The sequence below is a fragment of the Enterobacter sichuanensis genome (assembly GCF_002939185.1).
Classification (GTDB): Bacteria; Pseudomonadota; Gammaproteobacteria; order Enterobacterales; family Enterobacteriaceae; genus Enterobacter; species Enterobacter sichuanensis.
The window spans coordinates 1-217 of sequence record NZ_POVL01000198.1 but is presented as its reverse complement, the minus strand read 5'-3'; the positions used below and the strand labels follow the sequence as shown (position 1 = coordinate 217).

Here is a 217-nt window from a genome sequence, read left to right as displayed (position 1 = left end):
CTTATGACGAAACAACAGAAAACAGCGCTGAACATGGCTAAATTCATCCAGAATCAGTCTCTGCTCCTGCTGGAGAAGCTTAACGAGCTTGATCTCGATGCTGAGGCCGACCTTTGTGAGAAACTCCACGATGATGCGGAGCATCTTTTCCGTACACTGTCCTCGAGACTGGATGCATTACAGGATGGTAACTGATGGCCAGAGTGTCTATTAGTGA

At 47.5% G+C, this 217-nt stretch carries 1 protein-coding gene; it reads left to right on the top strand.

The features are described from left to right. Window positions 1-3: 3 nt before the first annotated feature. Entirely contained in the window at window positions 4-195 is a 192-nt protein-coding gene (locus tag C5687_RS24505; protein WP_000166328.1) for a Rop family plasmid primer RNA-binding protein, read from the top strand. Window positions 196-217 lie beyond the last annotated feature (22 nt).